Below are 26,256 nucleotides of genomic sequence, written 5' to 3' on the forward strand. Positions count from 1 at the left end.
AGGTCTTCCGGATGGTTAAAATGAGCCGGCTTTCGAACGGATCGGCGCAAGGCAAGGTGAAGATTCCGCGAATGCGCGGCGTTGCTATCCGAGCGCGACCTCGATCAGGAACGGCCCGCGCCGGCCGAGCGCCCCCTTGAGGGTATCGACGAACTGGGCCAGGGTCTCGACCCGGCGCCCCTCGACGCCGTAGCCCCGCGCCAGGCTCACCCAGTCGATCGGCGGGTCGTCGAGGGTCAGCATGTCGATTGCCTTGCGGCCCGGATTGGCGCCGACATTGGTCAGTTCGTGGCGCAGGATCGCGTAGGAGCGGTTGGCCCAGATCAGCGTCACCACGTCGAGGCGCTCGCGGGCCTGGGTCCACAGCGCCTGGGCGGTGTAGAGGGCGCTGCCATCGGCCTGGAGCGAGATCACCTTGCGGTCCGGGCAGGCCACCGCGGCGCCGGTCGCCATCGGGATGCCGAGCCCGATCGACCCGCCGGTGAGCTGGAGCCAGGTATGGGGCGCCGCCGCATGGGTGGCGGGAAAGAAGTTGCGCCCCGTCGTCACCGACTCGTCGCAGACGATCGCGCCCTCGGGGATCAGCGCGCCGAGCACGCGGCCGATCGCGTCCTGGTCGAGGCGCCCGTCCCCCGGCAGGTCGGGGCGGGACAGCGGCGGCAGCGGCGCCTCTTCCGGCGCACCGACCGCCTCGGCGAGGCGGGCGAGCGCATCGATCTGGTCCTGCTCCGGCGTGGCGAGAGCGAAGACGTCGCAGGTGGGGCTTGCGAGCGCGCTCGGCTTGCCCGGATAGGCGAAGAACGCCACCGGGAGCGTCGCGCCGACCAGGATGACATGCTTGTAGGGCGCCAGCACCTCGCGGGCCGGATCGACCGGATAGGGCAGGCGCTCGATCGGCACCGTGCCGGCGCCGCGGTCGATGCGGGCGTTCGACGTCATGGCGAGCAGCTTCGCGCCGGTCTTTTCCGCGATGCGGGCGGCGAGCCGCCGTCCCTCGTCGCGCACCGCCCGGTCGCCGAGATGCAGCAGCACCGGCTCGCCGCTGCGCAAGGCGGCGACCGCATGCGCGATCGCCTCGTCGCTCGCCCGCGGCCGCTCAGGCGTCGCCGGCAGGGGGGCGATGCCGGAGCCCTCCTCCCAGGCGGTGTCGGCGGGCAGGATCAGGGTGGCGACGCCCCCGGGCGCCGTGCGGGCGGCGACGATGGCGTCGGCCCCGTCCGCCGCCACCGCCTTGGCGCTCAATCCCGTGCGGACCCAGGCCGAGACCGGGCCGGCCAGCCCCTCGATGTCGGAGGTCAGCGGCGCGTCGAAGGTGCGGTGATAGGTGGCGTGCTCGCCCACGATGTTGACGAGGGGCGAGCGGGCGCGGCGCGCATTGTGCAGGTTGGCGATGCCGTTGCCGAGGCCTGGCCCGAGATGCAGGAGCGTCGAGGCCGGCTTGTCGGCCATGCGGGCATAGCCGTCGGCGGCGCCCGTCGCCCCGCCCTCGAACAGGCATAGCACCGCCCGCATCCCCTCGACCCGGTCGAGGGCGGCGACGAAGTGCATCTCCGAGGTGCCCGGATTGGTGAAGCACACCTCGACGCCCCCCGCCACCAGGGTGCGCACCAGGCTCTCGGCCCCGTTCATCGCCATCGGCGTCTCCTCTCGCGCGGGCATCTGTCGGCCCGGTTCGGGTTTGCGGTCTGGTGATAGGGGATTTCGGTGCGGGCCGTGAGGGCGTGGGGGACATGGGTGGGCGCCGTGACGCCCGGCTTCACGGCGGCCTTCCCTGCGGGCGATGATAGGCTGAGCGTGGAGGCGTTCACACTCGATCGCTCATCACGGACGCCGGAGCGGACGGTCGAACGACGACCGTGAGCCTCGATGCGGCTCCGGGCGAGGGAGCACCGCAACCACCGCCCCCCTAGCACGTTCGTTGCACCGTGCGGCGGGCAGCGCGCCCGGTGGAGGCTCCGATGAAATTGTTCCAGTGCCAGTCCTGCGGCAACATCCTGTATTTCGAGAACCGGACCTGCCAGCGCTGCGGCCACCGCCTCGCCTACCTGCCGGAGACCCGCACGCTCTCGGCGCTGGAGCCGGCAGGCGGTGAGGACTGGACGCCGCTCGCCGCCCGCGACCGGCCGAGCCGGTTCTGCGCCAACGCGGTGCACGACACCTGCAACTGGCTGGTGCCGCCGGGCTCGGGCGACACCTTCTGCCTCGCCTGCCGCCACAACGGCACCATCCCCGACGTGTCGAATCCGGACCACCTCGCCAAGTGGCGCGAGATGGAATTTGCCAAGCACCGGCTGTTCTACAGCCTGCTGCGCTGGAACCTGCCGCTGCAGACCCGGGCCGAGGATCCCGAGCACGGGCTGATCTTCCATTTCCTGGCCGATCCGCCGGAGAACCAGGGCCCGAAGGTGATGACCGGCCACGACAACGGCGTCATCACCATCGCGCTCGTCGAGGCCGACGATGCCGAGCGCGAGAAGCGCCGGCGCGAGATGGGCGAACCCTACCGCACCCTGCTCGGGCATTTCCGCCACGAGGTCGGGCACCATTACTGGGACCTGCTGGTGCGCGATGCCGGCCGGCTGGACGCCTGCCGGGCAATGTTCGGCGACGATTCGCAGGATTACAACGCCGCGCTCCAGCGCCACTACGAGCAGGGTACGCCGGCCAACTGGCAGGAGAACTTCGTCTCGGCCTACGCCACCACTCATCCGTGGGAGGATTTCGCCGAGACCTGGGCCCATTACCTGCACATCGTCGACACGCTGGAGATGGCGAGCGCCTTCGGCATGCAGGTCCATCCGCTCCTCGACGCCGGCGGCGAGCTCGCCGCGCGGATCGACTTCGACCCCTACGAGGCGCAGAGCATCGAGCAGATCATGAAGGCCTGGCTGCCCTTCGTGTTCGCGCTCAACAGCGTCAACCGGGCGATGGGCCAGGGCGACCTCTACCCCTTCGTGCTGGCCCCGCCGGTGATCGCCAAGCTCGGCTTCATCCACGGCCTCGTCCATGGGACGATCTGACGGACAAAATCTGATGGACCATATCTGACGTAAAGGGATGCGCCTTACCGTCCCGGCCGTAGCCTCCGCGGCCGGGGCGGTCCATGATGGGGCAACGTGCCCGACGAATCGGGCCGCCTCGCCCGCATCAGCGGGCCCCAGGAGGGACGCCGAATGAAGCTCGCCAGCCTCAAGCACGGCCGCGACGGCCGCCTCGTCGTGGTCTCGCGCGACCTGACCCGCGCCACCGACGCCTTCATCGTGGTACCGACCCTGCAGCAGGCCCTCGACGACTGGGAGCGCTACGCCCCGGCGCTGAACGCCCTGGCCGAGCAGCTCGAACACGGCTCGGTGCCCTCGTTCCGCTTCCACGAGCACGATTGCGCCGCCCCCCTGCCGCGGGCCTATGCCCGCCGGCACGCCGCCGCCTGGCCGAGCTACCCGGCCCTGCTGCGCCAGGCCGCGGGCGCCGAGGCGCCGGCCGGCGAGGCGGGGCTCCTCGTGCCCGCCGCCTCCGACGGGTTCCTCGGGCCCCGCGACCGGCTCACGCCCGACGACCCGGCGGCCTCCCTCGATCTCGCGGCGGGCCTCGCGGTGATCACCGGCGACGTAGGCCCCGGCGCCGATGCGGCCGCCGCCGGGGACGCCATCCGGCTGGTGACCCTGGTGGCGGAGGTGATCCGCCACGACCGCCTGCGGCCGGACGGGCTCGACCTCGACGGGGCCGAGGCGCCGGCGCTCGCCGCGAGCCTCGCACCCGTGGTGGTCACCCCCGACGAGCTGGGCGATGCCTGGCGGGACGGCGCCCTGCACCGCCCGCTGCTGGTGAGCCGCAACGGCAAGGCGCTCGGCTGCCCCGAGGCCGGGACCGATCTCGGCCGCAGCCTCGTCGCCCTGGTGGCGGAGGCGGCGCGCCACCGTGCGCTCGGCGCCGGCACGATCGTCAGCGCCGGTCCGGTCTCCAACCGCGGCATCGACGGCGGCCCGGGCCGCCCCGCCGCCGAGGGCGGCGCCGGCTATGCCTGCCTCTCCGAGGCCCGCGCCGCCGAGGCCCTGACCGGCGGCTGGGTCCGCACCCCCTACCTCGCGGCCGGCGACCGCCTGCGGGTCGAGATGAAGGATGCCGGCGGGCACTCGATCTTCGGGGCGATCGAGCACGACGTGACCGGCTGACGCAGAGACGGCCGGCGCGCCGCCTCAGGGCGCGCCGGTTGTGCTGGCAGTAAAACGCAACCGATAACCTTGAATCACACCATGGCAGCGCCGTTGAGCGAAGGCATTAGGTATTTGTTCGGAATTTGACGCAACAAACGGCAAGTGCCGATGTTGCGCGCGCGGAAGTGCAATCTTCGATTGCAGTCGATCCGGCCGCCATCTTGATGAGCGTCCGCCCCATCGATGCGACCCTGCCTGGATCTCGCCCTCCGTCTCGACCGCTTCCGGCGCTGCCGGAGCGGGACGGTCATCGTCATCCTCGGCCTGCTGCTGCCGCTCCTGGCGATGGGATCGGTCGGCGTCGCCGAGATCACCGAGGTGATGCTGGCGAAGGCGAAGCTCCAGGGCAACGTCGACGCGGCAGCGCTCCAGGGCGCGGGCGAATTCGGGGTCGACCAGTCCTCCGCCACGCAGGAGCGAACCCGCCTCTACGCCGACGCTATGGCAGAGCCCCTGCGCCTGCGCTGGACGATCACCTCGACGGCCACGGTCGATGCCGCGTCGCGCGCGGTGACGGTGAGCCAGACCGCGCACCGCGCCTCGTTCTTCCGCAGCTTGCTGCCGCCGGGCGGCTGGAACCTCGCCGCCACCGCGACGGCGGTCCGCACCGCGCGCAAGCCGCTCTGCGTGCTCGGCGCGCAGGGAAGCGGCCCCCTCGGCATCGGGGCCTCCACCATCGCGTTGCAGGGTAGCTCGGTGATCACGGCTGGCGACTGCCTCGTCCAGAGCAACGCCGACCTGAATGCGGGCGCAGGCACCGCCCTGTGGGCCGGCGAGGCACGGGCCGCCGGCAGCGCCTCCGGCCCGATCCGTCCGGCCCCGGTGACCGACGCGCCGTCGATGCCGGACCCGTTCGCGGCCATGAGGATCGACACACCGCTCTCGCTCTGCGACACGTCGATCAACATCGGGATGGGCACCACGTATCTCAAGCCCGGCGTCCATTGTGCCGCCATCGCGGTGCTCGGATCGGCCAATCTCGTCCTCGAGCCCGGCGAGCATTATTTCATCGGCCCCGCCCTGAGCATCAGCGGGAATTCGACGGTGACCGGCACCGACGTCGTCCTCATTCTCAAGACCGCCGCCGCGGCGCAGATCACCGGCAATGCCGTCTTGAACCTGGAAGGCCGCAAGAGCGGGCCCTATGCGGGTTTCGTGCTGATCACGGATCGCACTTTCATCAGCGACGTCGAGATCTCGACCACCAACGCCCGCAAGCTCGTCGGCACGATCTACCTGCCGAATGCGAGCCTCACGGTGCGCGGCACCAACACCAAGATCGCCGACCAGTCGCCCTGGACGGTGGTGGTGGCACGTACGATCCGAACGATGGGGAGTGCCAACCTCGTCATCAATGCGAACTACAACTCCTCCACCATCCCGGTCCCGGCCGGCGTCGGCCCGGCGAAGGACCAGCCGGTGCGCCTGGCGCAGTGACCGGCCGGCATCCCTACTCGATCACCTGATCGTCCCCCGCCAGCGCGAGGCGGCGCAGGGAACCCAGCGCCCGCGCGAGATCGGCCCGCGACGGCGTCGCGAGGGCGAGCCGGACGGCGTTCGGGGCGTGGCCCGGGCTGACCGCGAAGGAAGAGGCGGGAATGAGCGCGATCCCCCGCCGCAGGGCCGCCGCCGCATAGGCCTCGGCCCGCCAGGTCTCCGGCAGCGTGAGCCAGAGGTGATAGGCCGCCGGGTCGCCCGTCACCGGCAGGCCGGCGAGGCAGTCCCGGGCGATCGCCTGCCGCTCGGCCGCGTCGATCCGCTTGGCGCGCTCGAGCCGGGCGGCGGATCCGTCCTCCATCCAGCGGGTGCCGGCGGCGAGCGCCACCCCCATCGCGCTCCACCCGCCCTGGCGCACCGATACCGCGAGGCTTTCCGCCATCTCGGGCGGGCTCACGATCATCCCGACCGTCAGGCCCGGCATGACGCGTTTCGACAGGCTGTCGACCAGGATCGCGCGCTCGGGCGCCAGGGCGGCGAGCGGGGTCGTCTCGCGCAGGAAGCTGTAGACCGCATCCTCGACGGCCGTGAGCCCGGTCTGCGTCAGGACAGCGGCGATCTCCGCCCGGCGCTCGGGTCCCATCGTCAGCCCGAGCGGGTTCTGCAGTGTCGGCTGCAGGTAGAGCCCGCTCAGCGGCGCGGCGCGGTGGGCCTGGAGGATGGCGTCGGGCCGGACGCCCTCGCCGTCGAAGGCAAGCGGCACGAGAGCGATGCCGAGCCGCGCCGCGATGCCCCGGATCACCGGATAGGTCAGCGGCTCGCAGCCGATGCGCTCCCCCGGCGGGGCGAGCGTCGCCAGGGCGGCGGCGAGCCCCTGGCGGCCGTTGCCGGTGAACAGGATCCCGTCCGGATCGGGGGCGAAACCGTCGCGGGCGAGGAAGCGCGCGGCGACCATCCGCGCCTGCGGCGTGCCAGCCGGGCCGTAGAGGGTCAGCGCCGCCTCGATCGCCCCGCGCCCGAGCCCGGCCAAGGTCTCGGCGAGCAGCGCCTCCTGCTCGGGCAGGCGCGACATGGTGCGCTGGAGATCGAGCGCGTGCGGCGGCGGCTCGGGCCGGATCGGCTCCGCTGCGCCGAGATCGGAGCGGATATAGGTGCCGCGCCCGACCTCGCCGAGGACGAGGCCGCGCCGGGCCAGCTCGGCATAGACCCGGCTCGCCGTCGAGACCGCGATGCCGCGGGCATAGGCGAAGTCGCGCTGCGGCGGCAGCCGCTCGCCCGGGCGCAGCCGCCCCTCGGCGATCTCCGCCGCCACCGCATCGGCGATCCCCCGGTAATCCAGGCCTGCCATTATTGCTCCGAGCACAATGTTTCGATTGCTCCGACATTCGTATCGGTACAATCCTGGCGATGCAATCCCGGCCGGACTGCCTTCCCCCCTGCTCGGATCGACCGTCATGCCTGCCGTCTCACTCCCCTTCCCCCGTTCCGCTTCCGACCCTCGGCCACCCCGCCCGGCCCTGCTGCGCCTATGGTGGCGGCGCGCCCGGGACCGCGGGGTGCTCGCCGATCTCACGCCCGCACAGATGCGGGATACCGGTCTCGATCCGGCCGTGGTGCGGCGCGAGAGCGTGAAGCCGTTCTGGCGGGCCTGACCACACCGACCGGCGAAACGCCCTATGCCGCCCGCCCCCTGGTCACCGGCGCGGCGATGGCGCTACGTTAGGGCTCCGCACGCCCGGAGCCCCCTCGATGCCGGATACCGAGACCCTTCCCGACCTCGTCGGCACCGTCCCGGAGACGGTCGTCCGTCCGGCGATCCACCTCGACCACTGCGTCATCCACGTCTCGGACTGGGAGCGCTCCACCGCCTTCTACCGGGACATCCTCGGCGCGGAGGTCATCCCGGTCGGGCGGGGCTTCGCCTACCGCTTCGGCGGCGTGCAGTTGAACTGCCACGGCCCGGGCCAGATCGGCGAGCCCCGGGCTCGGACCCCGGTGATGCCCGGCAACAGCGACCTGTGCTTCCGCTGGCACGGCCCGATCGAGGAGGCGATCGTCCATCTCGAGCGGCACGGCGTCCCGGTCGAGATGGGGCCGGTGCCGCGGCATGGTGCGGTGGGCGAGGGCATCAGCGTCTATTTCCGGGATCCGGACGGGTCGCTCATGGAGTTCATCACCTATCCGGTGGTGTGAGACGAAATCCGGAAGGTCACGTCCGGATTTCGTCTCACGAGCCCGCAACGGTGAAGCTTCGCTTCACACACCTGAGCGAAGCCGATTTCCGCATCGCGAAGCGATCAGCCGGAAATCGTACGAGAGCTGTTGGATCGGCGATCACGGCATCGCACGGGATGAGTCCTTCCCACCCGCAACCTCATCCTAAGGTGCTGGCGATCATAGATCGCAGACTGAAAGCAGCCTCGAAGGAGGCTCCAGCAGGCTCCGTGATCCCTGGGGCCCTCCTTCGAGGTCAGTCGGAGCACAATCGACTAGCACCCCAGGATGAGGCCGAGAAGGGGATGAAGCGTATTGATCGGTCAAGCAGGCTCCGGGAGCATATCACCCGGTTTTCGCACGACGGCTGCCCAAGATCGCGACCGGAGCTCTTTCATCATGCGCGTGTCGGTCGCGCGCAAGCGTCGGCGGACCGCTCGTAATCCATCAGTCTGAATCCATCAGTCTGACCCTGCGGCAAGCTGCCCGGGTGGTGCGTCGGGTGCCGATGCTCTTGCGACGAAGAATCGATCGCTTCCCTCGTGGGAGGCCTCCACGACGATCGCTCGGATTTGTCCCGGACGCGCCATTTGCGCCCGGTCCTCATGTTTCGGAATTGTCATACGCTTTCCGACTGATCGCTTCGCGATGCGGAAATCGGCTTCGCTCGCACGCCGCGCGGGCTGGTGATACGAAATCCGGAAGTGATCTTCCGGGCCGACGCTCAGGCATCGATGTAAGTTCTTAATCAATTTGTATAAAATTTGTGCGACTTGATCGAGCTTATGCCCGAGATCGGGATCGCTGCCGGTTCAAGCCCGCTCCCTGAAAGACCGCTGGATGATGACGATCAAATTGAGGCTTATCGCCTTGCTGGCCGGCATCGGCCTGGTCCTGTTTGCGACTGTAGGGATCGGGAATGTCGCGCTTCATTGGAATCATCAAAGCCTCAAGACGATTTTCGACGATCGCATCGTCTGTCTTCGGCAGTTCAGCATCATTCGCGACGCGTACGACGATGTGTTCGACGTCTCGCGCCTGCTGCGCAGCAAGCAGATTGCGCACCAAGAGGCCAAGGAAAAGATCGAAGGCGATCTGTCACGATTGCATGCGCAATGGATCGACTATCTGAACAGCTATTTGACCCCGGAAGAGAAGATTCTCGCCAAGGACCTACAGGAGCAGATCGACAGAAATCACGCCATCGCAGCCGAGATCCTCAAACGCCTCGCCGCCGGGAGCACCTCGGAGTTCGAGACCACCCATGCGGATTTGCTGAAGGGCATGCAGGCCACCAATCTCACGCTCGGCAAGCTGACCACGCTCCAGGTCCGTGAAGCGGAGGCGGAATTCCGACGCTCCGAGACCAATGCGGGCTGGTCGCGCCTCGCTCTTCTGTCCGCGCTCGTCGTCGCGCTCGTCAGCATCGCCTACGGCGTCTACACGATCGTCATGCAGGTCACCCGCCCGCTCGGCCGCCTCGTCAGCGTGCTCCAGCGCATGGCCCGCGGCGAGATCGATGCGGAGATCGGGGAAGCCGGCCGCCGCGACGAGATCGGCGCGGTGGGCAAGGCGGTCGAGGGCATCAAGGCGATGGTCGCCCGCAGGGCCGCCGAGGAGGCCGAGGTCAAACGCCGCGCCGACGAGGCCGCGGCAGCCGAGCGCAAGCGCACGATGGTCGAACTGGCCGACGGTTTCGAGCGCGCGGTCGGCGGCATCGTCGGCATGGTGTCGTCCTCGGCCACCGAACTCCAGGCCACCGCCCAGCAGATGACGGCCATCGCCACCGAGACGGCGTCCCAGTCCACCACCGTCGCCGCCGCCGCGGAACAGGCGGCTGCGAACGTCAACACCGTCGCGGTCGCCTCCGAGGAGCTGGGCTCGTCGGTGGTCGAGATCGGCCGGCAGGTCTCCGGCTCGGCGCGGCTGGCCCAGTCGGCGGTGGGAGCGGCCGACCAGACCGGCCACCTGGTCCAGGCGCTGCAAGCCACCTCGGCCCGGATCGGGGACATGGTGGGCCTGATCGCCACGATCGCCGGCCAGACCAACCTTCTGGCGCTCAACGCGACGATCGAGGCGGCGCGCGCCGGCGCGGCGGGGCGCGGCTTCGCCGTGGTGGCGAGCGAGGTGAAGGCGCTTGCCGCCCAGACCGCCAGGGCGACCGATGAGATCGGGCGCCAGATCGGCGAGGTGCAGGGGGTCACCGCCCAGGCCGTGACGGCGATCGGCGGCATCACCGAGCGGATCCGCGAGATCGACAGCGTGGCGACCTCGCTCGCCGCAGCGGTGGAGCAGCAGGGCGCGGCGACGCAGGAGATCGTCCGCAACGTCGCTCAGGCCTCCGTCGGCACCAACGAGGTGACCGGCAACATCGTCGGCGTGGCGCAGGCCTCCGAGGAGACCGGGGCCGCGGCCGGCCAGGTCCTGTCGGCCGCCTCCGAGCTGTCGCGCCAGTCCGAGCATCTCGGCGGGGAGGTCGCCCGCTTCCTCGCGACCATCCGGGCTGCCTGAGAGGGTTTGCGGACGATGACGTCGGACGGCACCGTCCTGGAGACGGTCGCCCGTCCGGCGATCCATGTCGCCCGCCGCGTCAACCGCACGTCGCCCTTGGGTGGCTGAAGCCTTTTCCGACGAAGGGGATACCGGTTCGTCGAAGACAATGCGGCAAAGCAAAAACTCAGAGCGTTTCGCGATGGCAGCGCGATCGTGACGCGCTCTAACGATCGGCCTTCCGCGTCGAGACGCGGCCGCCGTTCAGCCGGCGCAGGGAGACCTGAAGCCGGGCCTCGGACGCCTTGATCTCGTTCAGGGCCCGGTGGGTGTAGTGGATATGCGCCTCGGCCGCGTCGCCGGCCTCCTCGACCTTGCCCGCCATCACGCTCTCGTAGATCGCCCGGTGCTGGGCCCGGAGCTGGTCGCGCGTTTCCGGGCGTGAGAACAGCAGCTCCCGGTTCTCGATCACGCCCTGCCGGAGCATGCCGGACAGGGCGCGCATCGTGTGCAGGACGACGAGGTTGTGGCTCGCCTCGTAGACCGCGATGTGCAGGTCGACATCCGCATCGGCCTCCTGGCGCTGCACGCCGCCCTCGTGGGCGCGGTCGATGCGCTCCATGCAGGCGGTGAGCCGCTCGCGGTCGACATCGTTCGCGCGCTCGGCGGCGAGGCGCGCCGCCATGCGCTCGGTCGTCGCCCGGAACTCGAGGTAATCGTCCACGACCTCCGCGTGCGAGGCGATGAGCGCGATCAGCGGATCGGTGATCTCGCTGCCGAGGGAGGCGACGGAGCGACCGGCCGGCGTCGACACGATGAGACCCTCGTCCTCCAGGATCTTGATGCCCTGGCGCAGGGTCGGGCGCGACACGTTGAGCTGCACCGCCAGATCGCGCTCGGGCAGCAGGAGGTCGCCCGGGCTGAGGGCGCCTTCGAGGATCAGATCCTTGAGGTGACGGGCCGTGCTCTCGGCGACGCTCCCGCCCTTGATCGGCTCCGGCTCCATCCCGTGCTCCCACTCGCCGGCTCCAACTCGCCGCCGGCCTCCGGACTGTAACGCGGGTAAGCGCCATGTCCAGTTGACGCGCTTGGTAAAATCATTTTACCAATGCGCAGCCATCGGCTCATAGGACAAGCCAAGGCTTCGACGCGGATCGGTGAGAGCGGCATCCGGCCCCTGCGCGTACGCCACGCGCCCAGGGGTGACGATGGAGGCTGCCCGATCGCCGCGCGGACCGAGAACCTGCAACGGGAGGACGACGCAGTGAGCTGGAACCAAACCTACGATCCGTTGGGGAGCGCCGTCTGGTCGACGGCGCTCGCCGCCCTGCCGATCATCGTGCTGCTCGGCGGCATCGGCCTCCTGCACCTGAAGGCGCATGTCGCGGCGCTCCTCGGCCTCGTCGTGGCGCTCTGCGTCGCGGTGATCGGCTTCGGGATGCCGGCCCCGATGGCGGGCGCCACGGCGGTCTACGGCGCGGCCTTCGGCCTCCTGCCGATCGGCTGGATCATCCTGAACGTGATCTTCCTCTACCGGCTGACGGAGAAGACCGGGCAGTTCGACATCCTGCGGGATTCGATCGCCGGCATCACCCCGGACAAGCGGCTCCAGCTCCTGTTCATCGCCTTCTCGTTCGGCGCCTTCTTCGAGGGCGCGGCGGGCTTCGGCACGCCGGTGGCGGTGACGGCGGCGATGCTGATGGGCCTCGGCTTCACGCCGCTCGCTGCGGCAGGCCTCTCGCTCATCGCCAACACGGCGCCCGTCGCCTACGGGGCGCTCGGCGCGCCCGTCATCGCGCTGTCGGCGGTCACGGGCCTCGACCTGATCGAGCTCTCGGCGATGATCGGGCGGCAATTGCCGTTCTTCTCGCTCCTCGTGCCGTTCTGGCTGATCTGGGCGTTCGCCGGCCGCAAGGGCATGCTGGAGGTCTGGCCGGCCCTGCTGGTGGCCGGCCTCGCCTTCGCGGTGCCGCAATACCTCGTCTCGAACTTCCACGGCCCCTGGCTCGTCGACGTGGTCGCGGCGATCGCCTCGATGGCGGCGCTGGCGGGCTTCCTGCGCGTCTGGCAGCCGGCCCGGATCTGGACGGCGACCGACATGGAGGGAGAGGCGGCCCCGGTCGTGGAGCGCAAGACCCACGCGGCGGGCACCGTGTTCCGGGCCTGGCTGCCGTGGATCATCCTGTCGGTCTTCGTCTTCGCCTGGGGCACCCCGCAATTCCGCATCTGGCTCGACTCGCTCTGGGTGTGGAAGATGCCGGTGCCCTCCCTGCACAACCTCGTGGTCAAGATGCCGCCGGTCGTCGCCGCGCCCCATAACGAGGCCGCGATCTACACCCTCAACCTGCTCTCGGCGACGGGCACCGGCATCCTGCTCTCGGCGATCGTCGGCGGCCTGATCCTCGGCTTCAACCCGGTGAGGCTGCTGCGCGAATACGGTCGCACCGCCTGGCTCGTGCGCTACTCGCTGATCACGATCTCGGCGATGCTGGCGCTCGGCTACGTCACCAAGTACTCGGGCACCGACGCCACCTTGGGCCTCGCCTTCGCCCAGACCGGCTGGATCTACCCGTTCTTCGGGGCGATGCTGGGCTGGCTCGGCGTGGCGCTGACGGGATCGGACACCGCCTCGAACGTGCTGTTCGGCGGCCTCCAGAAGATCACGGCGGAGCAGCTCGGCCTGTCGCCGGTCCTGATGGCGGCGTCGAACTCCGCGGGCGGCGTCATGGGCAAGATGATCGACGCCCAGTCGATCGTGGTCGCCTCGACCGCGACGCAATGGTACGGCGGCGAGGCGAAGATCCTGCGCTACGTGTTCTTCCACTCGATCGCGCTCGCCTGCCTCGTCGGCCTCCTGGTGATGTTGCAGGCCTATGTGCCGCCCTTCACCGCCATGGTGCCGCACGCGGCGGTCCCGGCCGTCGTCCATTGAGGCCATCGGGCCGGGGCACCCCCCGGCCCTCCCCCGTTCGATGCCTGCGGCGGCGCCGTGCGCCCGCGGAGCCCTGAGACGAGATCCGGTCGATCGCTTCCGGATCTCGTCTCGCCAGCCCGCGCGGCGCTTGAGCGAAGCCGCTTTCCGCATCGCGAAGCGATCAATCGGAAAGCGTACGAGATGCGACTGAAGAGCTGCCACAGCTTCCACGATTTCCGGCGCATGGCGAAGGCGCGCCTGCCCGGACCGATCTTCGACTACATCGACGGCGGTGCCGACGACGAGGTCACCTACCGGCGCAACACGACCGCCTTCGACCGGTGCGACCTGGTGCCGAACGTCCTGCGCGGCGTCGGCGAGATCGACATGTCCGTGACCGTGATGGGCCAGCGGCTCGCCCTGCCGGTCTATTGCTCGCCCACCGCCCTGCAGCGGCTGTTCCACCACCAGGGCGAGCGGGCCGTCGCGGCGGCGGCCGGCAAGTACGGGACGATGTTCGGCGTCTCCTCGCTCGGCACCGTGAGCCTCGAGGAGGCCCGCCGGATCAGCGGCGGTCCCCAGGTCTACCAGTTCTACTTCCACAAGGACCGCGGCCTGAACCGCGCGATGATGGCCCGCGCCAAGGAGGCCGGCATCGAGGTCATGATGCTGACCGTCGACAGCATCACCGGCGGCAACCGCGAGCGCGACAAGCGGACGGGCTTCTCGATCCCGTTCCGGCTCACCCTCGGCGGCATGATGCAGTTCGCGCTCAAGCCCGCCTGGGGGATCAACTACGTCACCCACGAGAGCTTCAAGCTGCCGCAGCTCGACGGCCATGTCGACATGGGCGACGGCGCGCTGTCGATCAGCCGCTACTTCACCGAGATGCTCGATCCCAGCCTGTCCTGGGACGACGTGGCGGCGATGGTGCGGGACTGGGGCGGCCAGTTCTGCCTGAAGGGCGTGATGTCGGTGGAGGATGCCAAGCGCGCGGTCGAGATCGGCTGCACCGGCATCATCCTGTCGAACCACGGCGGCCGTCAGCTCGACGGCTCGCGCACGGCCTTCGACCAGCTCGCCGAGATCGTCGACGCGGTGGGCGACCGGATCGACGTGATCATGGATGGCGGGGTGCAACGCGGCACGCACGTGCTCAAGGCGCTGTCCCTCGGCGCGAAGGCCGTCGGTCTCGGCCGCTACTACCTGTTCCCGCTCGCGGCGGCGGGGCAGGCCGGGGTCGAGCGGGCGCTCGGCCTGATGCGGACCGAGATCGAGCGGGACATGCGCCTGATGGGGTGTTCCTCCGTCGATCAGCTGACACGCAGCAACCTGCGGTTTTCCTGAGGGGGCGACCTGCTCTCTTCGATCGTCGAGGCAGGTCTACACGGAATACCGGAGGGCACGCGATGCGCCTCCCGGAAAACCCTATTCCGGGCAGGGCTATCCGGGGAAACCTTCGTCCAGACAAATTCAGCGCGGGTTTCCCCTCTCCCCGCGGGCGGGGAGAGGGCTGCGTCTCCGTTCAGGAGACGCAGCAAGCGGAGGCGAAGCCGAAGCGAGGGTGAGGGGGTATTTCCGGATGAGACTCCTCCGGCAACCCCCCCTCACCCTCGCCCTGGGGGCTCGCCGCTCCCCCTGGACGGGGGATCGGCCCTCTCCCCGCCCGCGGGGCTACCGCATTCACACATCTCGGTCTGGGTGCTTTCCCCTTGGAAGGTAGCGCGCCTCTCCTCCCCAGGCGATCTCGGGCTTGCCCGAGATCGCTCAAGCTTGTGGGGAGGAGTTGGAGGTGGGGGTGGTGCCGCGTAGAGCACCGAGGCTTCTCCGGCACCACCCCCACCCCTAACCCCTCCCCACAAGGGGGAGGGGAAAGCGCGCACATTTACAGAGGCTTAGCTCTCAGAGGAGAAGTGTGAATCCGCTAGGCCCGCGGGGAGAGGGGGAGACCCTAGCCTTTTCCTTTCCCCGAAAAGCCCTGCTTTCCGGGGGTGCCTCACAACCCCGACACCAGATGCCCCCCGTCCACCGGCAGCGTCGCCCCGGTCATCCAGCCCGACGCATCGCCGGCCAGCAGCAGGAAGGCGCCGTCGAGGTCCTCCGGCCGGCCGAGCCGGCGCATCGGGATGCGCTTGAGCATCGCCTGGCCGGGCGCCGTCTCGAAGAACTCGCGGTTGATGTCGGTGCCGATATAGCCCGGCGCCAGCGCGTTGACCCGGATGCCGTAGCGGGCCCATTCGAGGCCGAGCGCCTGGGTCATCTGCACCACGCCGGCCTTCGACACCGTGTAGGGCGCGACCCCGCCGGCGACCCTGAGGCCCAGGATCGACGCGATATTGACGATGACGCCGCCGCGTCCGGCCTCGCGCCAGGCCCGGGCCGCGCTGGTCGAGACCGCCCAGACGCCGCGCAGGTTGGTGTCGATCACCCGGTCGAAGGTCGCGATGTCGACGTCGATCGCCGCCCCGCCCTCGGCGATGCCGGCATTGTTGACCACCACGTCGGGCAGGGCGTGCAGGCTGGCGAAGGCGGCCGTCACCGAATCCGGGTCGGCGACATCGAGGGCGACGGCATGGGCCTCAGGGGCTCCGGCGCTCGCCAGATCCCGCACCAGGGCGTCGAGCTTCTCCTTGCGCCGCGCCGCCACGGTGACGGCGGCACCGCAACGCGCGCAGAGGCGCGCGAAATGATCGCCGAGGCCGCCCGAGGCCCCGGTGACGAGGACGTGGCGGCCCTTCAGGCCTGCGGCGAGATCCATGGCGTGTCCCCCGATCGTGGTCCGGGCCTGCCTCGTTCGCGGGCAGGCCTCGTCGGTCCTTGAGCCTCAGCCGGTCCGCATCCGGGCGAGCTGCTGGTTGGTCATCTCGAGGCGGTGGGCGAGTTCGCGCATCACCGCGATGGCGATCTGCGGGAACTGGCTCAGGAGTTCGAGGAAGACCCGCCGGTCGATGCGGAGCGCCGTCGTCGGCACCACCGCGGTCACGGTGGCGGAGCGGGGCTGGTCGGCCAGGATGCCCATCTCGCCGACGAGCGCGTTGGCGCCGAGCAGCGCCAGGCGGATCGGCCCCTGCGGCCCGTCGAGCGTCACGGCCGCCTCGCCCTCCAGGATCAGGTAGGCGGCATCCGCCGCGTCGCCCCGGTCGAAGAAGCGCTGGCCGTCGGCGAAATGCACCCGCTCGCTGGTGAAGGCGAGCAGCTTCAGGCGGGCCGGATCCACCTCGCGGAACATCGGCACTTGGCGCAGCGACTGCACCTCGGTCTCAAGCGTCATGCCTTCACATCCTGCTCGACGCGCGCCGGTTCCGGCCCCGTCTCGTCCTCGGCGCGTGCGGAGACTGCCGCAGCCGGCGCCGCAGCGCCAGCCCCCGCCATCGTCTCTTCGGGGGATGCCGCGGGTCCGGCGGGCCTCTCCGGACCCTGGATCTGCGTGCCGGCGGCCTGCAGCACCAGGGCGAACCGGTCGGCGACGCGGTCGTTCGGCAGCACCACCACGAGGCTGTTCTCGCGGCCGTACCGCTCCAAGAGCAGGCCCAGCACCGTGCGGGCGCGGGCCTCGCCCATCGGCGACAGGGCGCCGTCGAGGACGAGCAGGTCCGGCCGGCGGATCAGGGCCCGGACCAGGCTCACCACCGCGCGCTGGACGCTCGACAGGAAGCGCCCCTCGGGCCCGACCTGGTGATCGAGCCCGACCCGGGTGATGGCGGGGGCGAGCTGCATCTCCTGAACCAGCGCGGTGCCGGTCTTCGTCACGGTCTCGACGGCATCGGCGACCGACTGGTTGACGCGGCCGAACAGGAGATTGTCGCGCAATGGCGCCGCTGGGCAGACCCGGTCGGGGTCGTAGAAATCGACGCCGCCCATCCCGGCCTCGTCGAGGGTGATGCGCAGCTCTGCCCGCGCCTCGACCATCCGCTCGCGGAAGGCGTCGTCGATCAGGCCGAGGCGGTGGCGGGGCTCGATATAGGCGAGCGGCAGGGCCATGAGCCGGGTCGCATCGGCCGAGCCGTAGCGGCCGAGCCCGATCCAGCGCCGCCGGATGCGGTTGAGCGTGCCGCCGCCATGGCGCTCGGCGGAGGCCTCGGTGGCCGTGCGGCGGGCGAGGATCGCCTCGTATTCCGGCAATTCGTCGGCGGAGAGGAACGAGAACTGCTCGAAGAGCGGATGGCCGCTCGGCAGGCCGCGGAAGATTTCCAGCATGGTCGCGGCGATGCGCTCGCCCATGGTGACGAGGTCGTCGGCGAGCCCGGTGCGGTCGAGGACGAGGCGCACCACCGCGTGCTCGGCGAGCGCCCGGCCGGTCAGCGCCGTGGTGGTCGGCACGCCGAACAAGAGGTTCTCGGCCACCGTCGCCTGGCGGTTGTAGCGGGCGGGGTCGAACGGCTCGACGAGATGCGCGTGCCCCTCCGCCGCCAGGCGCTCGCGGAAGGCGATCCGCGCCTCGATCAGCCGCGCGGCGAGGTCCGGGTGGCGCTCGGGATCGACCTGGCCGAGGAGGCCGAAGCGGTAGACCTCCTCGCCCATGCCGATGCGGGTGAGCCAGTCGAGGATCAGGGCATCGAGGGCGGCGGCATCCGGGACGCCGGCCTGCTCGTAATCGGTCCAGTCGGCCGGGAAGGGCTCGACCGGGTTGCCGGTGCGGCGGGCCTCGGCGAGCGCCTTGGCGTCCATCGCCGCCGCCTCGGGTGGGCGGCGGTTGAGGCCGTACACGATGTTGTCGCGCAAGGACCCCGGAAACAGGATCGGATCGACCCCCGCATAGGCGATGCGCCGGGTGAGCGCCGCGCCGGACCATTCGGCGAGGTCGTGGTCGTTGAGGGTGAGCCGTCCCGAGGTCGGCACCACGCGCCGCGCCAGCACCCGCGCGAAGGTCGAGGCCGCCGGACCGCCGTCGCTGACGATGCCGACGATCGCCGGCAGGTCCAGGGACAGCGAGACGTTGGCGAGCACCGGCCCGTGCGGCTCCTGGACGCCGACGCCCTCGGCGGCAAGGCGCCCGCACAGGCTCTCGTCGCGGCCGGGAGCGTCGAGCCCGAGGAGCCGCTCGGGCAGGAATTGCTGCAGCACCTGCTCGTACTTCACCTGCACGTCGAGGCGCTGCTGGTCCCAGTCGATCAGTTCTTTCAGCGGCGGCGGCAGGTCGCGATAGGCGGCGATCACCGCGACCAGCTGGCCGATGCTGAGCTGGCCCTTGAGGGCGAAGTAGCCGCCGATGCAGTAGAACAGGAACGGCGTCATCTGGGCAAGCAGGTTGTTCAGGAACTTGACCATGAACTTGCGCCGGTAGATGCGCAGGCGCAGGTCGAACAGCCCGCCGAGGCGATGGCCGATCTCGGCCCGCTCCCAGGCTTCGGCCCCGTTGGAATGCACCGCCGCGATGCCGTCCACCACCTCGCCGACCCGGCCGGCGAGGCGGCGGGAGGCGAGCTGGCGCTGGCGCCCGAGGCGCAGCAATTCGCGCCGCAGGCGCGGGATGACCACGAACTGCACCCCCACCACCCCGGCGGCGAGCAGCCCGAGCCAGACGTTCTGGAGCAGGATGAAGGCCATCGCGGTGGCGGCCTGGGTACCGAGGAACGCCGGCAGGATGTAGGCGTCGCCGATGAAGCCGCCGATCGGCTCGACCTCGTCGCGGATGATGGTGGCGACCTCGGACGCCTTGGTGTGGCGCAGGGCCTCGGGCGAGAAGCGCATGATCAGCGAGAACAGCTGGTAGCGCAGGCGTCGCAACATCCGCTCGCCGAGCGCCCCCTTGGCCACGTTGATCCAGTACTTGAAGGCGCCGTTGATCAGCACCAGCAGCAGGAACATCGAGGAGAGGCCGAACAGGAGCTCGAACCGGTCGACGTCGAAGCCCGGAAACAGCGAGATGTCGTGGCCGAACCAGTCCGGCATCTGCAGGCGCAGCACCAGGAACTTGGCGGTCTCGTTGCCCTTCTCGAAGGCGTGGCCCTGGATCGCCTCGTTGACGATGCGCCGCGGCAGGTCGAGGGAGGCGAAGTAGAGCGGGAGCGAGGCCAGCACGACGGCGCAGATGAGGATCTGGTCGCGCTTCGAGTGCCGCCAGATGTAGCGGAACAGGCTGCGGTCGAGGCCGCCCGAGGCGTCGGCGGCCTCCGGATCGTTGCCGAAGCGGGCCGCTTCCGCCCTGTCCTCCCCGGCGGCGCGGTCCCCGCGCGGGACGGCCCGACCGTCGCCCGCCGCCGGAGGCAGCTCCCCCCTGGGCAGATCCTCCTTAGAGACGACCCCTGTCCGCTCCGCCGTCCCCGCCCCGCCGCTCATCGTGGTCTGCCGCCTCAAGAATCCCGCCCGGATCCCGTCCGCCTGTGTAGAGGGCGGGAGCGGGACTGGAAACCGGCGCCGTGCCGGCGCGCACCGGCCGAATCCGCCTCAATCCCGGTGGGGATGGTCCTTGCGGGTGGTCAGGCCGCCGATCGGCTCGTCGCCGAACTGGCGGTTCGGCTGGGGCGAGTCACCCGGCTCCTCGGTCGTGGTCGGGTGCGGGCTGCCCTCTTCGGCGGGCATCGGCGGCGGGGCGGCCCGGTTCGGGGCGGGCGCGGTCTCGGGATGCGCGGCGGCCTCCCGGCTCACCATGGTCTTGTTGGTCATCGGCGGCTCCAGGCACGAGGGTGCGGCAGGCGGCCGCAGGCCGCTCCACCGCGGAGTCCGGGGCGAACGCCGGCCCACCCGCCCGGTTCCACCTCAGGTCCGGCCGGTGCGGCCAAGTTTCGTCGTCTGCGAGAAGTTTCGCCGTCTGCGAGAGGTGTTAGCTCAAGTCGCCGACGTGACGCGACGTGGCGACAGCCCGACCTGTACTGCCCCGAATCGGGACCATCAGTCGGACGGCCCGCATGCGTGGCAGGAACCATCATTTGCGCTGAAGGTTGTCCGGACTGAGAACCCCGCCAAGGAGGCAAACATGGCAACCGGAAATTCGACCTCGAAGCGCGGCTTCGCATCCATGGATCTGGAGCGCCAGCGCGAGATCGCCAGCAAGGGCGGCCGCAGCGTGCCGGCCGAGAAGCGCTCCTTCTCGCAGGACCGCGAACTGGCCTCGTCGGCCGGCCGCAAGGGTGGGCAGGCTTCGGGCAGCGGCCGCGCCACCGACGAGTGAAGGCCGGATCCCGTCGAGCCGGAACCGCCCGGCGGACGGATGATCTCCATGACCGGGCCCGCCTCGCGCTACCCCGCTCCAGGGGACCCATCGAGACCCGCCCGTTGAGACCCGCGCTCATGCGCCGGAGGGAGCCAGCCTCGCCTCCGGCGCATCAGCATGGGCCGTGACGACGGTTCAGGACGACATATCGTCGAATGTCGCGCTTCCGGACGCGACGAAGCACCCCGGGCGCCACGGCGCCCGGGGTGCTCTTCGTTCGACCCCTGTCGTCAGGCGGCGAGGGGCCGCGCCGTGACCACGAGGTTGCGCCGCGCCAGGGCCGGGCAGACCACGTCGTCGACCGGCCGCACGGCAGTGACGCCGGCCAGAAGGCTGGCGAGCCGGTCGGCATCGGGCTCGACGTGACCGTCGCGATGAACCCGCTCCGGAGGCGGCGGCTGAGGCGAGGGCACCTCGTATTCGCGCAGATCGATCATGACGGGGATCCGGTGGATGTCTGACGGGGCGGCGCCCGTCAGAGCGTCGCGACGGGGGTCGGAGAGACGGAAGCCGGCAGGACGTCGCCGGCATCGGCGAGGCAGCGGCTCGGCAGCAGGCGACGGGCCTCGTGGCCGGCGAGCCCGCTGATCGCCCCCTCGCAGCCCTCCGGCATCCGCCGCACGGCCTGGCCGGCGGGAGCTGGATCGCGCTGCGCCACCGGAGTGCCGGTGCGCTCGCGCACGGTGACGTGGGGGATCGCGGTGTCGCGGGCGACGAGCGTCGTGTTGCGGGTGGCGTCGGCCTGGTAGACGATGTCGCCGGCGGCGTTGCGCAGGGTGACCTTGGCCGCACCGAGCCCGGTGATCTCGACTGCGACCGGGACCTGCGCCTTCGCGGCCGGCCGGACCGGCGCGAGACGATCGCCCTTGAGCGCCGCCTGCTCGACGGCCGGACGGGCGACCGCCCCGACGGAATGCTCGATCAGCGGCTGCCCGACCAGGGTGAGGAACGCGGCCGGAACCGTAACACCGAGGAAGAAGTGCGGGCGGAGCATACGCGTGGCCCTCGCGGCGAAGCTTGAGAATGCTTCCTTAACGCGGATCCTCCGCAAGTCGTTCCCGCGTCCGTGCCTGGACGGGACAATTCATGCCGCGAATGCGGCGGAGCCCGTCAATCACTCGTTAACCAGCCCAGATGCGGGTCGCGTGGCGATCAAGCGCAGCAATTTCGCCACAGGCAACGAAAAAGCATCGCCGATCGCAGCTGCACGGAACCTTGTCGCGGAGATTCTCGTTGATATGGCAACCCGGCCACCTGGTCCTCCCCGCATTCCCCTTGTGCATTGGCCGGAAACTCTTTCAACGGGCCGGATCCCGATCCGGCCCGTTCTTTTGTATTGGGCCTGGACGTTCGGGAGCGGCCAAGTCTAGCGGAAGCATGGTCTAGCGGAAGCATGGTCCAGCGGAAGCAGGCGCGGTGCGCATGCGCGGGTCACCGCCCACTCACCCATTCGGCGATACCGCCCCCGCCTTTCGACGGTTCGCCATCATCCAGAACGCTCCGAAGGACATGATTCCCGAAACGACGAAGCCCCGGCACCCGCCTGCCGGCGGGCCCAGGGCTTTGTCCCGAACTGCGCGTCGCGATTCGCGTGGAGGCGGCGTCAGGCGCTCGCGCGGGCCTCGCGGCGGCGGGCGCTCTGCTGGAAGAACAGCGCTTGGCTGATCACCGCCGAGACGTTGGCGGGCTGGAAGGGCTTCGCGATGAGGAAGGCCGGCTCGGGCCGCTCGCCGGTGAGGAAGCGCTCCGGATAGGCCGTGATGAAGATCACCGGCACTTCGAACGACTTCAGGAGATCGTTGACCGCGTCGAGGCCCGACGAGCCGTCGGCGAGCTGGATGTCGGCGAGGATCAGGCCGGGGCGCTTGCTGGAGGCGAGCTTGACCGCCTCGGTCCGCGTCCGGGCGACGCCGGTGACGTTGTGGCCCAGGCCCTCCACCAGGGCCTCGAGGTCCATGGCGATCAAGGGCTCGTCCTCGATGATGAGGATCTCGGTCGCCATGTCGGCGGCGAGTTCGCGGCCGGCCTCGTCGACGAGGTCGCGGACCTCGGAGACGTCGACGCCCAGGATGGTGGCGGCGTCCTCCTCGGAGAAGCCCTCCAGGCAGGAGAGCAGGAAGGCCTGGCGCGGCAGCGGCGTGATCTGGCCGAGCCGTACCTCGGCCGGCAGGTCGTGCTGGGTCTGCTCGGTCTGGCCGTTGACCGAGAGCGAGTTCCAGATCCGGGTGAAGACGCGGAACAGGTCGGCCTTGACGTTGGTGCTGCGCCCGAGGGTCTCGGGCTCGTTCACGAGCGTTTCGAGCGTCGCGGCCACGTAGGCATCGCCGGCCACCTGGCTGCCCGTGAGGGCGCGCGCGTAGCGGCGCAGGTAGGGCAGGTGCTGCACCACGAGTTGTGCTGTCGACATTCAGGTCCCCTTGGTGTTGCCGTTTTACGCGCGTCGGCCCTCATGCCTCAACGCCGTGCGCCCGCATTCGTTCCGGGCAAGCGCGGAACTGACCGCGCCGGCGCGCGTTGTCGCCGCAGCGCGACCCGGCATACCGGGCGCCATGGCATCGCCTTGTCCGCGTGTCCAGGACGGGCGAAGGGGAACGGCATGATCGACGGCAAGGGGATGCAAGGTCCCGGGATGCAAGCCCCGCGGACGCCCCGGGACGAGGATGATCCCGCGGCAGGGCCCGAGCAGCCCGCCCTCGACCGCAACGTGCAGGGGCGCATCGGCTCGCACCTGCGTGCCATGTATGACGAACTGATGCAGCAGCCTATTCCCGACCGCTTCGTCGATCTCATCGCCGAACTCGAGCGCAGCTCGGGACAGCTGCCACCGGATGCGCCGCCGACGGAATCGTGATCTGGACCACACGAGCGCCGCGGAGCAAGAACGCCGCCCCTCGAGGGGAGGGACGGCGCGAAGTCTCGACAGGTTCGATCCGTCGATGTCAGAGCGTCGGCGAGCGGCCCCGCATCAGGCCGACCACGGCCGAGATGGCGAAGAGCACGACGGCGACGAAGAAGATGAGCTTGGCGGCCTCGACCGCGGTGCCGGCGATACCGCCGAACCCGAACAGCGCGGCCACCAGGGCGACGACGAGGAATGTGACAGCCCAACCCAGCATGGCGAGACCCTCTCTTGTCTGATTCTCTCGGCCCCCGGCCGATCGTGAGCAGACAACGTCAAGCATGACCTTGGGTTCCGCTTTGTCGCAGGTAGCGCAAACGGATCGGACCCCCCACATTGTCGGGACGGTCGGGGGGCGGCCGGGCGGAACTCCGGTTTCGCGCCACACGTTCTCACCGGCGTCTGGATGGAGGCTTGATGATGATCCGTTCCAATGCCCTGCGTGCCGGCCTCGCGCTGCTCGCCTTGCTGGCGGGTCTTCTCACGGCCTCGCCGATGGTGGTGACAGGGATCCTCACGGCGATCGGTCTCGCGGGCGCCATCGCGCTCGCCGGGGCGCGGGCGCAGCAGGCACCGGCCCTCGTGCCGGTGCGGGTGCGCGACCGCCGGCGGCGCTAGAACCGCCCTCCCCTGCCGGTCCCACCCGGGACCGGCTCCCTGTGCGGGACCGTGACGGCCCGCACACGTCTTCGCTTGCAGCCCGTGCGCTGCTCCTCGGCGGAGCACCGCGCGCCTGAATCGCTATTTCTCAGTCGATGTCCGAAGGTCGTCGCGCCTCAGCGCTGACGCTGCAATTCGCGCTCCCGGTGCCGCAGGCGCAGCAGCAGGTCGACCTGGTCGAGGGGTATGGGCTCGCCGTCCACCGTGCGCTCGTAGAACGAGCGCAGCGTCTGCCCGAGACGATGCTGGGCCTCGACGCAGATCGCCGGCAGGATCTGATCCTGAACGGCCTCCCGGGACGCACTCACTTCCTGTTTCATGGACCACTGGCCCCGCACCGTCGCACGGGTCCGAGGGAAAGGACGACCCATGCCGAGACGAGACATTCTCATGGGACATGGTAAAGAAAGAGTTAAGATTTGTTCTTTGTTCACCATGCCGAAGGGGCTAACAGCCGCCCTGCGAATCACCCCCTAGAGCTTAACCGTACAGCAACCTCTGTCGAGGGCCGTTACGCCCTGCGATGCCGCCGGCCCCGGCTCAGGCCTCGGCCGCCTGGAGCAGCCGGGCCGCGGCGGCCCGGGCCTCCTCGGTCACCGTGGCGCCGGCCAGCATCCGGGCGATCTCCTCCTGGCGCGGCACCGCCGCCAGCGGCTTCACCCGCGTGGCGACCCGGTCCGAGCCCTTCACCGCCTCCTTGGCGATCAGGAAATGCGTCGAGGCGCGGGCGGCGACCTGGGGCGCGTGGGTGACCGCCACGGTCTGAACCCGGGCCGAGAGCCGGGCGAGGCGGGCGCCGATCGCGTCCGCCACCGCACCGCCGACGCCGGTATCGATCTCGTCGAAGATCAGGGTCGGGGCCGAGCCCTTGTCGGCCAGCACCACCTTGAGGGCGAGCATGAAGCGCGACAACTCGCCGCCCGAGGCCACCTTCATCATCGGGCCGGGCCGGGTGCCCGGATTGGTCTGGGCCCAGAACTCGACCCGGTCGAGGCCGGCCGGATCGCGGGCCTCCGGATCGGTGGCGATCTCGGTGATGAAGCGGGCGCGCTCCAGCTTCAGCGGCGGCAACTCGGCCTGCACCGCCTTGTCGAGGGCGGAGGCCGCCTTGCGCCGGCCCTTGCTCAGGGCCTCCGCCTTCTCGAGATAGGCCGCGTCGGCACTCGCGAGATCGGCCTCGAGCCGGCCGAGCGCCTCCTCGCCGGCATCGATCACCGCCACGTCGCCCTCGTAGCGCTCGCGGAGCGCCGCGAGGTCGTCGACGGCGACGTTGTACTTGCGGGCCGCGGCGCGCAGGCCGAACAGGCGCTCCTCGACCCGCTCCAGTTCGCGCGGGTCGAATTCCGCCGCCTGGAGCGCGTCCTCCAGGCTGGTGCGGGCCTCGTCGAGGGCGACCAGCGCATTGTCGAGGGCCGCGATGCTCGGCTCGACCAGGGACGGCGCCTGGGCCGCCCGCCGTTCGAGCTTGCGGAGCGCCGCCGAGAGATGGGCGGTGGGCGAGCCCTGGCCGGCGACGGCATCGAGGGCCTCGTTCAGTTCGCGGGCAACCTTCTCGCCCTGCTGCATCGCGGTGCGGCGCTCGGCGAGCTCCGTCTCCTCGCCGGCCTTGGGATCGAGGGCGGCCAGTTCCTCGACGGCGTGGCGCAGGAAGTCGACCTCCTTGCGGGCGGCCTCGACTCGGGCGCGGTGCTCGGACAGCGCGGTGCGGGCCTTGCGCACCCGGCGCGCAGACTCCGCCACCGCGGCCTGGCGGGCACTCAAGCCCCCGAAAGCATCGAGGATCGCCCGGTGGGTGGTCGAATCCGACAGGGCCCGGTCGTCGTGCTGGCCGTGGATCTCGACCAGCGCCGTCCCGATGGCGCGCAGGACATGTACGCCGACCGGCTGGTCGTTGACGAAGGCGCGGGTGCGCCCGTCCGCGACCTGGACCCGGCGCAGGATCAGGTCGCCCTCGGTGTCGATGTCGGAGGACGCCGCCAGCACCCGGGCCGGATGGTCGGCGGGCACGTCGAACACCGCAGTCACCTGGCCCTGCGCCTCGCCCTGACGCACCAGGCGGCCGTCACCGCGGCCGCCGAGCGCCAACGTGAAGGCGTCGAGGAGGATCGACTTGCCGGCGCCGGTCTCCCCGGTCAGGACGCTCAGGCCTTCGCGAAAGTTCAGCTCGAGCTTATCGATCAGGACGATGTCGCGGATCGCGAGCTGAACCAGCATGCCACCCTTGCCGGGACGTGAAGAAGGAGATCGGGCGGGTATCTACAGCCGAACGGGCCGC

The 26,256-nt window shown here is 70.3% G+C and carries 24 protein-coding genes; 11 read left to right on the plus strand and 13 right to left on the minus strand.

Annotation, left to right across the window (positions count from 1 at the left end; genetic code table 11):
• Positions 1 to 84: 84 nt before the first annotated feature.
• Positions 85 to 1,635 carry an acetolactate synthase large subunit gene (locus HBB12_RS11570; protein WP_236989472.1) on the minus strand — a complete coding sequence of 517 codons (1,551 nt, stop codon included), beginning with the start codon at positions 1,633 to 1,635 and terminating at the stop codon, positions 85 to 87.
• Between the two features lie 323 nt (positions 1,636 to 1,958).
• Here HBB12_RS11570 and HBB12_RS11575 point away from each other — a divergent pair, with 323 nt between their 5' ends.
• The 3 genes from HBB12_RS11575 to HBB12_RS11585 all read left to right on the plus strand — a co-directional run bounded on the left by HBB12_RS11575 (position 1,959) and on the right by HBB12_RS11585 (position 5,651).
• A complete protein-coding gene (locus HBB12_RS11575) occupies positions 1,959 to 3,020 on the plus strand; it encodes a zinc-binding metallopeptidase family protein (RefSeq protein WP_236989473.1) in 1,062 nt (353 codons plus the stop codon).
• A gap of 153 nt (positions 3,021 to 3,173) precedes the next feature.
• Complete coding sequence (locus tag HBB12_RS11580; protein WP_236989474.1) at positions 3,174 to 4,172, plus strand: fumarylacetoacetate hydrolase family protein; 999 nt, start codon at positions 3,174 to 3,176, stop codon at positions 4,170 to 4,172.
• Between the two features lie 225 nt (positions 4,173 to 4,397).
• Positions 4,398 to 5,651, plus strand: coding sequence for a pilus assembly protein TadG-related protein (locus tag HBB12_RS11585; protein ID WP_236989475.1), 1,254 nt, complete (start codon positions 4,398 to 4,400; stop codon positions 5,649 to 5,651).
• A gap of 13 nt (positions 5,652 to 5,664) precedes the next feature.
• Here the strand turns inward: HBB12_RS11585 and HBB12_RS11590 are convergent, their stop codons facing one another.
• Positions 5,665 to 6,999, minus strand: a complete 1,335-nt coding sequence (locus tag HBB12_RS11590; protein WP_236989476.1) for an aminotransferase-like domain-containing protein — start codon at positions 6,997 to 6,999, stop codon at positions 5,665 to 5,667.
• 106 nt (positions 7,000 to 7,105) lie between these two features.
• Here HBB12_RS11590 and HBB12_RS11595 point away from each other — a divergent pair, with 106 nt between their 5' ends.
• The 3 genes from HBB12_RS11595 (at position 7,106) to HBB12_RS11605 (ending at position 10,376) form a co-directional block, all read left to right on the plus strand.
• On the plus strand, positions 7,106 to 7,303 hold the full coding sequence (locus tag HBB12_RS11595) for a DUF1127 domain-containing protein (RefSeq protein ID WP_236989477.1): 198 nt from the start codon (positions 7,106 to 7,108) through the stop codon (positions 7,301 to 7,303).
• Between the two features lie 97 nt (positions 7,304 to 7,400).
• Entirely contained in the window at positions 7,401 to 7,844 is a 444-nt protein-coding gene (locus tag HBB12_RS11600; protein WP_236989478.1) for a VOC family protein, read from the plus strand.
• 864 nt (positions 7,845 to 8,708) lie between these two features.
• The gene (locus tag HBB12_RS11605) at positions 8,709 to 10,376 is read left to right on the plus strand and encodes a methyl-accepting chemotaxis protein (RefSeq protein ID WP_236992749.1); all 1,668 of its coding nucleotides are present in this window, start codon (positions 8,709 to 8,711) and stop codon (positions 10,374 to 10,376) included.
• A 205-nt stretch (positions 10,377 to 10,581) separates the two neighbouring features.
• Here the strand turns inward: HBB12_RS11605 and HBB12_RS11610 are convergent, their stop codons facing one another.
• Positions 10,582 to 11,361, minus strand: a complete 780-nt coding sequence (locus HBB12_RS11610) for an FCD domain-containing protein (RefSeq protein WP_236989479.1) — start codon at positions 11,359 to 11,361, stop codon at positions 10,582 to 10,584.
• 258 nt (positions 11,362 to 11,619) lie between these two features.
• Between HBB12_RS11610 and HBB12_RS11615 the strand changes: the two genes are divergently transcribed.
• Both HBB12_RS11615 and HBB12_RS11620 read left to right on the plus strand, forming a co-directional pair.
• A complete protein-coding gene (locus HBB12_RS11615) occupies positions 11,620 to 13,287 on the plus strand; it encodes an L-lactate permease (protein WP_236989480.1) in 1,668 nt (555 codons plus the stop codon).
• A 183-nt stretch (positions 13,288 to 13,470) separates the two neighbouring features.
• Positions 13,471 to 14,616 carry an alpha-hydroxy acid oxidase gene (locus HBB12_RS11620; RefSeq protein WP_236989481.1) on the plus strand — a complete coding sequence of 382 codons (1,146 nt, stop codon included), beginning with the start codon at positions 13,471 to 13,473 and terminating at the stop codon, positions 14,614 to 14,616.
• A 649-nt stretch (positions 14,617 to 15,265) separates the two neighbouring features.
• Here the strand turns inward: HBB12_RS11620 and HBB12_RS11625 are convergent.
• The 4 genes from HBB12_RS11625 to HBB12_RS11640 all read right to left on the minus strand — a co-directional run bounded on the left by HBB12_RS11625 (position 15,266) and on the right by HBB12_RS11640 (position 19,875).
• The gene (locus tag HBB12_RS11625) at positions 15,266 to 16,027 is read right to left on the minus strand and encodes an SDR family NAD(P)-dependent oxidoreductase (protein ID WP_236989482.1); all 762 of its coding nucleotides are present in this window, start codon (positions 16,025 to 16,027) and stop codon (positions 15,266 to 15,268) included.
• Positions 16,028 to 16,093: 66 nt separating this feature from the next.
• Positions 16,094 to 16,540 (minus strand): Crp/Fnr family transcriptional regulator, encoded by a 447-nt coding sequence (locus HBB12_RS11630; RefSeq protein WP_236989483.1) that lies wholly within the window; start codon positions 16,538 to 16,540, stop codon positions 16,094 to 16,096.
• Complete coding sequence (locus tag HBB12_RS11635; RefSeq protein ID WP_236989484.1) at positions 16,537 to 19,566, minus strand: ABC transporter ATP-binding protein/permease; 3,030 nt, start codon at positions 19,564 to 19,566, stop codon at positions 16,537 to 16,539. Before HBB12_RS11635 ends, HBB12_RS11630 begins: the two co-directional genes overlap by 4 nt.
• Positions 19,567 to 19,656: 90 nt before the next feature.
• Complete coding sequence (locus HBB12_RS11640; RefSeq protein WP_236989485.1) at positions 19,657 to 19,875, minus strand: hypothetical protein; 219 nt, start codon at positions 19,873 to 19,875, stop codon at positions 19,657 to 19,659.
• A 310-nt stretch (positions 19,876 to 20,185) separates the two neighbouring features.
• Between HBB12_RS11640 and HBB12_RS11645 the strand changes: the two genes are divergently transcribed.
• Entirely contained in the window at positions 20,186 to 20,380 is a 195-nt protein-coding gene (locus HBB12_RS11645) for a con-10 family general stress protein (protein WP_048429096.1), read from the plus strand.
• Between the two features lie 272 nt (positions 20,381 to 20,652).
• Here HBB12_RS11645 and HBB12_RS11650 read toward each other — a convergent pair whose 3' ends face one another.
• The 3 genes from HBB12_RS11650 to HBB12_RS11660 form a co-directional block, all read right to left on the minus strand.
• Positions 20,653 to 20,859, minus strand: a complete 207-nt coding sequence (locus HBB12_RS11650) for a hypothetical protein (RefSeq protein WP_236989486.1) — start codon at positions 20,857 to 20,859, stop codon at positions 20,653 to 20,655.
• A gap of 38 nt (positions 20,860 to 20,897) precedes the next feature.
• Positions 20,898 to 21,416 carry a hypothetical protein gene (locus HBB12_RS11655; RefSeq protein WP_236989487.1) on the minus strand — a complete coding sequence of 173 codons (519 nt, stop codon included), beginning with the start codon at positions 21,414 to 21,416 and terminating at the stop codon, positions 20,898 to 20,900.
• 609 nt (positions 21,417 to 22,025) lie between these two features.
• On the minus strand, positions 22,026 to 22,829 hold the full coding sequence (locus tag HBB12_RS11660; RefSeq protein ID WP_236989488.1) for a response regulator: 804 nt from the start codon (positions 22,827 to 22,829) through the stop codon (positions 22,026 to 22,028).
• Between the two features lie 189 nt (positions 22,830 to 23,018).
• Here HBB12_RS11660 and HBB12_RS11665 point away from each other — a divergent pair, with 189 nt between their 5' ends.
• Positions 23,019 to 23,273: a NepR family anti-sigma factor gene (locus tag HBB12_RS11665; RefSeq protein ID WP_236989489.1), complete on the plus strand. Its 255-nt coding sequence runs from the start codon at positions 23,019 to 23,021 to the stop codon at positions 23,271 to 23,273.
• An 88-nt stretch (positions 23,274 to 23,361) separates the two neighbouring features.
• On the opposite strand, the gene HBB12_RS11670 is transcribed toward HBB12_RS11665, so the two are convergent.
• Positions 23,362 to 23,538, minus strand: coding sequence for a DUF1328 domain-containing protein (locus HBB12_RS11670; RefSeq protein WP_048429091.1), 177 nt, complete (start codon positions 23,536 to 23,538; stop codon positions 23,362 to 23,364).
• A gap of 200 nt (positions 23,539 to 23,738) precedes the next feature.
• Here HBB12_RS11670 and HBB12_RS11675 point away from each other — a divergent pair, with 200 nt between their 5' ends.
• Complete coding sequence (locus HBB12_RS11675; protein WP_236989490.1) at positions 23,739 to 23,939, plus strand: hypothetical protein; 201 nt, start codon at positions 23,739 to 23,741, stop codon at positions 23,937 to 23,939.
• Between the two features lie 158 nt (positions 23,940 to 24,097).
• Here HBB12_RS11675 and HBB12_RS11680 read toward each other — a convergent pair whose 3' ends face one another.
• Both HBB12_RS11680 and recN read right to left on the minus strand, forming a co-directional pair.
• Positions 24,098 to 24,289 (minus strand): hypothetical protein, encoded by a 192-nt coding sequence (locus HBB12_RS11680; RefSeq protein ID WP_236989491.1) that lies wholly within the window; start codon positions 24,287 to 24,289, stop codon positions 24,098 to 24,100.
• A 232-nt stretch (positions 24,290 to 24,521) separates the two neighbouring features.
• Positions 24,522 to 26,195, minus strand: a complete 1,674-nt coding sequence (gene recN, locus HBB12_RS11685; RefSeq protein ID WP_236989492.1) for a DNA repair protein RecN — start codon at positions 26,193 to 26,195, stop codon at positions 24,522 to 24,524.
• Positions 26,196 to 26,256 lie beyond the last annotated feature (61 nt).

Origin of the sequence: Methylobacterium sp. SyP6R (assembly GCF_019216885.1) — a bacterium.
Taxonomy (GTDB): Bacteria; Pseudomonadota; Alphaproteobacteria; order Rhizobiales; family Beijerinckiaceae; genus Methylobacterium.